The organism is Micromonospora sp. NPDC005174, from assembly GCF_040608495.1.
In the GTDB taxonomy this organism is placed as follows: Bacteria; Actinomycetota; Actinomycetes; order Mycobacteriales; family Micromonosporaceae; genus Micromonospora.
Window position 1 is genome coordinate 1 of the sequence record NZ_JBEXIJ010000020.1, and the last position, 7,055, is coordinate 7,055.

A 7,055-nucleotide genomic window follows, 5' to 3' on the forward strand; every position below is an offset into this window, starting at 1 on the left:
GTGCCGCAGTCGGGGCACTCCCAGCGATCGACGAAGCCGGGTGTGGGCCGGTGGTCCCGGGGCCGCTCCGAGAGCGGGACGGGCGTGCCGGTCGGCCCCGCCCGTCGATCTTGCACTTTCTGTCGTCGCAAATCAGGGCACAGCCCTCGTGTCGACCACTGAAACTGCAAGATCGGCGGCGAGGGGGCGGGGGTGGGGTGCGGGAGGGGAGGGGGTGGGGGTTGGGGGGGTTGGGGTCAGGGGAGGGGGAGGATCAGGCAGGTGCTTGTCGCGTGGGCGACCAGGCGATTGTCCGTGTCGGTCAGGCGAGCTTCGGCCAGGGCGGTGCGGCGTCCACGTTGCAGGACCGTGCCCTCGCAGCGCAGCGTGCCGCTGGTGACGGTGACCGGGCGGAGGAACTTCACGTTGAGGTCCAGCGAGGTGTAGCCGACCCCGGCGGGCAGCGTGGTGTGCACGGCGCACGCGGCGGCGGTGTCCAACAGCGTCGAGAGGACGCCGCCGTGCACGGTGCCCAGCGGGTTGTAGTGGAACTCCTGCGGGACCAGCTCGACGACGACCCGCCCCTCGTCGGCCTCCATTCGGGCCATGTCGATCAGGTGCATCACCGGCGGCGCGGCCAGCTCGCCGGCGATCATCGCGCGGAGCATGTCGAGACCGCTGCGCTGGCCAACCTGGGCGGCGTTGGCCGCCGGGTCCGACCAGGTGAAGGTACGGCTTCGCGCCGGCTCCTGAGTCTGTGTCATGGACGCAGCCTGGCAGGGCGTTGCTGAGTCTGTCAACGAGACCTAGGCTGGTCGGATGAGGCCCGTGGCACTGGACTGGTCGGTGGAGAACTGCACCGTCTCCCGCGCGATGGAGATTCTCGGCGAGCGGTGGACCATGGTGGTGCTGCGGGAGGTCTTCAGCGGCGTACGACGCTTCGACGACATGCGTGTCCGCACCGGCGTGCCGAGGCAGGTTCTCACCAACCGTCTGGCCCTGCTCGTCGAGCGGGGCGTCCTGCGTCGCGAGCCGTACCGGGAGCCCGGCAGTCGACTGCGCCACGAGTACCGGCTGACCGAGATGGGCATGGCCCTCTGGCCGGTGCTGGTCGCCGTGCTCGGGTGGGGTGACCGCTACCTGGCCGACGCCGAGGGTCCGCCGTTGAGCGTCGAGCACCGTGACTGCGGCGCGCCGGTACGCGTCGAGCTGCGCTGCGCCGACGGGCACGCGGTCGCCGACGCCCGCGACGTACTGCCCCGCCCGGGCCCCGGGGCGCGCCGCCGTACCGCCTGACGTCGCCCGCCCGTCTCGGGGCGACTCGGCGTCGCACGCCTCCACCCACGGGATGAATCGGCGTCGTACCCGTCCGCCCGTTGTGGCATGGACGGCCTCCGTCGGCGGTTGGTGTCCGAAAGAGATCCGCTGGTTCCCGGAGTGTGACGCCAGGTGCCTGCGAGCGTGTCCGTGGTGTTGCGGCGGTGTCATCGATGGGGGTCGACGAATTCGGGCGAAACCTGGTCTTGTCAATGATCTTAAGTATGTGAATACTTCAGTTCACTCGACCGGTTTTCGCAGATCGGCCGGGTTGCCCTCGGGTCAGCCACCCCCGGCCAGACCCGCCTCTCCCGCCCAGGAGGTTTGTTACATGCGACCCACGAGGTCATCATTCCGCGTTGCGGCGACCGTTGCCGTGAGCGGAACCCTGGTCGTCGGCTCGCTCATCGGCGCACCCGCCCAGGCCGCCCCCGCCGCCTCGCCCGACGCCGGCGCGGCCCTGTCCGCTCAGCTCGGCGACCGCTCCGCCGGCTCGTACATCGACGCCAGCGGCAAGACCGTCGTCACGGTGACCGACGCCGCCGCCGCCCGCACGGCCAGCAAGGCCGGAGCGAGCGTCAAGTACGTCACCCGTGGCGCCGCCGAGCTCAACCGGGCGACCGCCGAGCTGGAGCGCTCGGCGAAGATCCCAGGCACCGCCTGGTGGAGCGACCCGATCACCAACCAGGTGGTCGTTTCCGTCGACAGCACAGTCACCGGCGCCAAGCTGGAGCGGGTCAAGGCCGCCGCCGCGCGCGCCAACGGCGCGGTGCGGGTCGAGGCCGAGGCCGGCGTGCTCAGCACTCGGATCTCCGGTGGCCAAGCCATCTACACCGGCGGCTACCGCTGCTCGCTCGGCTTCAACGTGCGCAGCGGCAGCACCTACTACTTCCTGACCGCCGGGCACTGCACCAACCTCGGCACCAACTGGTACTCGAACTCCAGCCAGACGACCCTGCTGGGCACCCGTACCGGCACCAGCTTCCCGGGCAACGACTACGGCATCGTGCGGCACAGCAACTCCGCGAACGCCGCCGGTAACGTCTACCTCTACAACGGTAGCTACCGGGACATCACCGGCTCCGGCAACGCGTCTGTCGGCCAGTCGGTGCAGCGCTCCGGCAGCACCACCGGCCTGCGCAGCGGCTCGGTGAGCGCGACCAACGCCACGGTGAACTACGCCGAGGGCTCGGTCTCCGGCCTGATCCGCACCAACGTCTGCGCCGAGGGCGGCGACAGCGGTGGCTCGCTCTTCTCCGGTGGCACCGCGCTCGGCCTCACCTCCGGCGGCAGCGGCAACTGCAGCAGCGGTGGCACGACCTACTTCCAGCCGGTCACCGAGGCCCTGAGCCGCTACGGCGTCAGCGTCTTCTGATCGACGTACCGCACGCGGGCCGCCGGAGCACTCCGGCGGCCCGCGTCGCGCGTCCGGGCTCGCCGGGGGTCGCCCTACGCGATCCGATCCGGTCCGTCGGTCGGCAGCAGCGGATCCGGGGGTACGACACCGGTCGCCGGCACTGCCGGCCCGAGCGACGTGGTGCCGGCGGCCCAGTCGAGGTGCGCCCGGCGCGCCGAGAGCACCGCCAGCAGCGGCCAGAGTGAGACGCCCACCGCCGTCGCCCGCTCGGCCAGGCCGGTCCGGGACCCGCTGGTCACCTCGAACGCGAACCAGCCGAACAGGGCGAGCAGCACGAGCGTCGCGCTCAACGCCACGCCGCGACGGAACGCCCAGGGCGGTTGCGACGCCCGTGGGTGCGCGATGTCCGGGCCGCGCGGTAGCCGAAGCGCCGATCCGGCGGGCCAGAGTGCCAGCGCCAGGACGGCGACGGTCGCCGCGATGCCGTGGCTGAGTGAGCCGCCGACCGTCGGCCGGGGAAAGGCGACGAGCGCGATTGTCGCCACGCCGCCGACGGCCAGCAGGAAGCGGCTGGGCAGACCGGCCGCGTGCAGCACGGCGGCGATCGCCAGGTAACAGCAGCCGAGCAGCACCAGCGCAGTGATCATGATCCAGGCGTCGGTGGCGTCGTGCCCGGCCAGTTCGCTGATGGTGTCCCGGACCGGGTCGTACCCGGCGGGCTGCCGGGCGCCGGCGACCGTCCAGCCGCCCACCAGCAGCACCGGCGCGGCGACCGCCGTGGCGACGCCCCAGTTCGGTACGGCGCGCATCTGGCCACGGTAACCGGCGTGAAGGGCCCGAAGAGCCGGGTTCGCCGGCTCGCCCACCAGCGAATCACGCCGGCCTGACGGGTGCCCCGGAGCGCAGCGGGTCACCCCTGACAGAATGCGGGGTGAGGACTGTTCCACGATGAGGAGTTGCCAGCCGTGATCCGTACCCACAATGCCGGAAGCCTGCGCGCCGCGGACGCCGGCTCGACGGTGACGCTCGCCGGGTGGGTGGCCCGCCGACGCGACCACGGCGGCGTCATCTTCGTCGACCTGCGCGACGGCTCCGGCGTGGTCCAGGTGGTGTTCCGCGAGGAGGACGCGCACGCGCTGCGCAACGAGTTCTGCGTGAAGGTCGTCGGCGAGGTGACCCGCCGCCCGGCCGGCAACGAGAACCCCGACCTGCCCACCGGTGAGGTCGAGGTGACCGTCACCGAGCTGGCGGTGCTCTCCGAGGCCGCGCCGCTGCCGCTGCCCGTGGACGACCAGGTCGAGGCCGGCGACGACATCCGGCTCAAGTACCGCTACCTGGACCTGCGCCGCAGCGGCCCGGCGAACGCGCTGCGGCTGCGCTCGCGTGCCAGCCACCTCGCCCGGGGCGTGCTGCACGAGCGGGACTTCCTGGAGATCGAGACGCCGACGCTGACCCGCTCGACGCCCGAGGGTGCCCGCGACTTCCTGGTGCCGGTGCGGTTGCAGCCCGGCAGCTGGTACGCGCTGCCGCAGTCGCCGCAGCTGTTCAAGCAGCTCCTGATGGTCGGCGGCATGGAGCGGTACTACCAGATCGCCCGCTGCTACCGCGACGAGGACTTCCGCGCCGACCGGCAACCGGAGTTCACCCAGCTCGACATCGAGATGTCCTTCGTGACTGAGGACGACGTGATCGACCTCGGCGAGGCGATCGTCTCGGCGCTGTGGAAGGACCTGGCCGGGCACGAGATCACCCGGCCGATCCCGCGGATCACCTGGCACGACGCCATGGCCCGGTACGGCTCGGACAAGCCGGACCTGCGCTACGGCGTCGAGCTGACCGAGCTGACCGACTACCTGCGCGGCACCGAGTTCCGGGTGTTCGCCGGCGCGATCGACGCGGGCGGCTACGTCGGCGCGGTCGTGATGCCGGGCGGCGCGGGCCAGAGCCGCAAGGAGCTGGACGGCTGGCAGGACTGGGCGAAGGCGCGCGGTGCGCGGGGCCTCGCGTACGTGGTGCTGGACGCCGAGACCGGCGAGGCACGCGGCCCGGTGGCGAAGAACCTCTCCGCCGAGCACCTGGGCGGGCTCGCCGACGCGGTCGGCGCCAAGCCGGGCGACGCGGTGTTCTTCGCGGCGAGCGCCACCGCCCGGGAGGCGCAGGAGCTGCTGGGCGCGGCCCGCGTCGAGATCGCCAAGCGGTCCGGCCTGATCGACGAGAGCGCCTGGGCGTTCTGCTGGGTCGTCGACGCGCCGATGTTCGAGCGCACGGACGAGGGCGGTTGGACCGCCGTGCACCACCCGTTCACCTCGCCGAACTCCGAGTGGGTGGACCGGTTCGAGGAGGCGCCGGACCGCGCCCTGGCGTACGCGTACGACATCGTCTGCAACGGCAACGAGATCGGTGGCGGCTCGATCCGTATCCACCGGGGGGACGTGCAGCAGCGGGTCTTCGACCTGCTCGGCATCACCCCCGAGGAGGCGCAGGACAAGTTCGGCTTCCTGCTGGAGGCGTTCAAGTACGGCGCCCCGCCGCACGGCGGTATCGCGTTCGGCTGGGACCGGGTCTGCATGCTGCTGGCCGGCGCGGACTCCATCCGTGAGGTCATCGCGTTCCCGAAGACCCGTGGTGGCTTCGACCCGCTGACCGGCGCGCCCACCCCGATCACCGGCCAGCAGCGCACCGAGGCCGGCATCGACGCCAAGCCCAAGCCGGCCGCCACCGCCCACACCGGCACCGCCGGCCCGGCAGCCCCGGTGGCCGACCCGGTCTGACCCCCGGCCCCCGCACCCCCGGCCCCTGCTTGGTTGATCAAGAGGTTTGCGTCATCATCGCCCCGCGAGATGACGCAAACCTCTTGATCGTCGATGGGGGAGTGGGCTGGAATGCGGGTTCTTGTAGTCGGGGGTAGCGGGTTTCTGGGTCGGGAGGTCTGTCGGCGGGGGGTCAGCGCCGGGTTCTCGGTGGTGGGGACGTATCACTCCGGGTCCGTCGGGGTGGCTGGTGTTGACGGGCGGCGGCTGGACGTGACCGACCGCGCCGCCGTGCGCGCGCTGGTCGCCGAGGTGCGGCCGGACACCGTGGTCGCGACCCCCTACCGGTACGACGACTGGACGATCACCGCCGACGGGGCCGCGCACGTCGCCCTCGCCGCCGCCGAGGTGGGGGCGCGGCTGGTGCACCTGTCCAGCGACGCGCTGCACGGTGGCCGTCCCACGCCGTACGCCGACGACGAGCCGCCCAGCCCGGTCAACGCGTACGGGGCCGCGAAGGCGGCGGCGGAGACCGCTGTGCGGGCGATCGACCCCGGTGCGGCGCTGGTGCGTACCTCGCTGATCCTCGGGGAGGGCAGTAAGCAGATCCAGCTCTGCCGCGAGGCGCTGGCCGGTCGGGCCGTTCTGTTCACCGACGAGTTCCGCTGCCCGGTCGACGTCGGCGACCTGGCCGACGCCGTGCTGGAGTTGGCCGGCTCGTCGTACGCCGGGCTGCTCAACGTGGCCGGCGCGGACGCGGTCAGCCGGGCCGAGCTGGGTCTGCTGGTCGCCGAGCGGTTCGGTCTGGACGCGACGGGCCTGAAGACCACCACGGCCGCCGCCGCTGGCGTGGTCCGCCCCTGCGACGTACGCCTCGACTCCGCCCGCGCCGCCGGTCTGCTGCGGACGCGGCTGCGCGGGGTTCGGGAACTCCTGACCTGACGTCCTGCACACTTCCTATGCACAACTCTTGTGCATAGGAAGTGTGCAGAGATAGTGTGCAGTCATGGCGAATGACGAAGCGACCCGGCGGCCCGCCCCGCGGGAGGTGCGGATCGACAAACGGCAGGTCCGGGTGCTCGCGCACCCGCTGCGGATGCGACTGGTCGGTGCCCTGCGGGTGAGCGGGCCTGCCACCGCCACCACCCTCGCCGCGCTGCTCGGCACCAACACCGGCGCGACCAGCTATCACCTGCGCCAACTCGCCGAGGTCGGGCTGGTCACCGAGGATCCCGACCGGGGCAGCGGACGGCAGCGCTGGTGGCAGGCCGCGCACGACGTCACGAGCTGGGAGCCGAGCGACTTCGACGACGACCCCGACGCCCGTGCCGCGATCGAGTGGATCCAGGGCGACCAGGTGCGACTCCTCGTCGAACACGCCGATCGCTGGTTCGCCACCCAGCACGAGTGGTCCCCCGCCTGGCGGGACGCCTTCGGCATGGGCGACATCTTCCTGACCGTCCCGCCCGAGCGGCTGGAGGCGCTCAAGGCGGAGGTGTGGCAGGTGCTGGAGCGGTACCACCGGGAGGCCGAGCCGGTCGACGCGGCCGAGCCCGCCGACCCGCAGGCCCGCCCGGTGCAGGTCTTCCTGGCCGCCTACCCCCTGCTGGACGGTCCCCGATGAGCGCGAGGAGTGAGCCGGGGTTGCGAGC

At 72.2% G+C, this 7,055-nt stretch carries 7 protein-coding genes; 5 read left to right on the forward strand and 2 right to left on the reverse strand.

The genetic code is table 11. From position 1 onward, the window contains the following. Positions 1 to 236 precede the first annotated feature (236 nt). A complete protein-coding gene (locus ABZU91_RS21370) occupies positions 237 to 743 on the reverse strand; it encodes a PaaI family thioesterase (RefSeq protein ID WP_355243033.1) in 507 nt (168 codons plus the stop codon). A gap of 55 nt (positions 744 to 798) precedes the next feature. On the opposite strand from ABZU91_RS21370, the gene ABZU91_RS21375 reads away from it, so the two are divergent. After that, positions 799 to 1,275 (forward strand): helix-turn-helix domain-containing protein, encoded by a 477-nt coding sequence (locus ABZU91_RS21375; protein WP_355243036.1) that lies wholly within the window; start codon positions 799 to 801, stop codon positions 1,273 to 1,275. A gap of 352 nt (positions 1,276 to 1,627) precedes the next feature. Then, positions 1,628 to 2,671, forward strand: coding sequence for a S1 family peptidase (locus ABZU91_RS21380; RefSeq protein ID WP_355243039.1), 1,044 nt, complete (start codon positions 1,628 to 1,630; stop codon positions 2,669 to 2,671). Between the two features lie 74 nt (positions 2,672 to 2,745). On the opposite strand, the gene ABZU91_RS21385 is transcribed toward ABZU91_RS21380, so the two are convergent. Next, entirely contained in the window at positions 2,746 to 3,462 is a 717-nt protein-coding gene (locus tag ABZU91_RS21385) for a DUF998 domain-containing protein (RefSeq protein ID WP_355243042.1), read from the reverse strand. 156 nt (positions 3,463 to 3,618) lie between these two features. Between ABZU91_RS21385 and aspS the strand changes: the two genes are divergently transcribed. From aspS to ABZU91_RS21400, 3 genes are all read left to right on the forward strand, one after another. Next, on the forward strand, positions 3,619 to 5,424 hold the full coding sequence (gene aspS / locus ABZU91_RS21390) for an aspartate--tRNA ligase (RefSeq protein WP_355243049.1): 1,806 nt from the start codon (positions 3,619 to 3,621) through the stop codon (positions 5,422 to 5,424). A gap of 111 nt (positions 5,425 to 5,535) precedes the next feature. Further along, complete coding sequence (locus ABZU91_RS21395; protein WP_355243052.1) at positions 5,536 to 6,345, forward strand: sugar nucleotide-binding protein; 810 nt, start codon at positions 5,536 to 5,538, stop codon at positions 6,343 to 6,345. Between the two features lie 64 nt (positions 6,346 to 6,409). Then, the gene (locus ABZU91_RS21400; RefSeq protein ID WP_355243055.1) at positions 6,410 to 7,027 is read left to right on the forward strand and encodes a helix-turn-helix domain-containing protein; all 618 of its coding nucleotides are present in this window, start codon (positions 6,410 to 6,412) and stop codon (positions 7,025 to 7,027) included. Positions 7,028 to 7,055 lie beyond the last annotated feature (28 nt).